This is a genomic window from Elstera litoralis, assembly GCF_000963705.1.
Classification (GTDB): Bacteria; Pseudomonadota; Alphaproteobacteria; order Elsterales; family Elsteraceae; genus Elstera; species Elstera litoralis.
This window is the reverse complement of the sequence record NZ_LAJY01000764.1, coordinates 1-1,221: the sequence shown is the minus strand read 5'-3', so window position 1 is coordinate 1,221 and position 1,221 is coordinate 1. Positions and strand designations below refer to the sequence as shown.

Sequence of the window (1,221 nt, the reverse complement as noted above, 5' to 3'; positions counted from 1 at the left end):
CCGATCTTCAGTATGCTGAAGACGATATTCCCAATCAGCTCGCGCAGATTGAGAATATGATTACCAAGAAGGTGAAGGTTCTGGTGATCGCCGCCATCGACGGCACGACCCTAACCTCGGCCCTGAAGCAAGCTGCCGATAGCGGCATTAAGGTCATTGCCTATGACCGCCTGATTCGCGGCTCGGCTAATGTCGATTACTATGCGACTTTCGATAATTTCCAGGTCGGCGTGCTGCAAGCCAGCTACATCGAAAAGTCGCTGGGTCTGAAGGATGGCAAAGGCCCCTTCAATGTTGAACTCTTCGGCGGCTCGGCTGACGATAACAACGCCTTCTTCTTCTACAATGGCGCGATGTCGGTGCTTCAGCCTTACATCGACAGCGGCAAGCTGGTCGTCCAGAGCAAGCAAACCGGCATGGATAAGGTCGCGACCTTACGTTGGGACGGTGCCGTCGCCCAAGCGCGTATGGACAATCTCCTGAGCGCCTTCTACACGCAAAAGCGCGTCGATGCCGTGCTGTCGCCCTATGACGGCCTGTCGATCGGCATCATTTCGTCGCTGAAGGGCGTCGGCTATGGGTCGAAGGAACAGAAAATGCCGGTCGTGACCGGCCAGGATGCTGAAATCCCGTCGATGAAGTCGATCCTGAAGGGCGAGCAAACCTCGACCGTCTTCAAAGATACGCGCGAACTCGCCAAAGTCACCGTCGGCATGGTCGATGCGGTGCTGTCGGGCGGCAAGCCGGAAATCAACGATACGACCACCTATAATAATGGCGTGAAGGTCGTCCCCTCCTACCTGCTGAAGCCGGTTTCGGTCGATGCGACCAATTGGGAAGCCGTTCTGATCGGCAGCGGCTACTACAAAAAAGAACAAATTCAATAGCTTGCTAAGCTTCCGGCCCTCTCTTGATGAGGGGGCCGGTTGGTTTGAGGGTTTGGGGATGAGCGCATTGCTGGAAATGCGGGGGATCAGCAAAAGCTTCCCCGGCGTTAAGGCCTTGAAGAACGTGACCTTGTCCGTTCAACCGGGGGAAATTCACGCGATTTGCGGCGAAAACGGTGCCGGTAAATCGACGTTGATGAAAGTTTTGAGTGGGGTGTATCCGCACGGAAGCTTCGAAGGCGATATTTTCTACGAAGGGTCCGCCCAAAAATTCGATGGCATTGCCGATAGCGAAGAGCGCGGCATTATTATCATTCATCAGGAACTGGCCTTG

2 protein-coding genes are annotated in these 1,221 nt (G+C 54.8%); both read left to right on the top strand.

The features are described from left to right. The coding region (chvE, locus tag VZ95_RS19655) for a multiple monosaccharide ABC transporter substrate-binding protein (protein WP_045777372.1) at window positions 1-887 on the top strand (887 nt) is incomplete at its 5' end. 58 nt (window positions 888-945) lie between these two features. Beyond that, window positions 946-1,221 (top strand): ATP-binding cassette domain-containing protein (locus VZ95_RS19650; protein ID WP_045777371.1); only part of this gene is annotated, 276 nt, incomplete at its 3' end.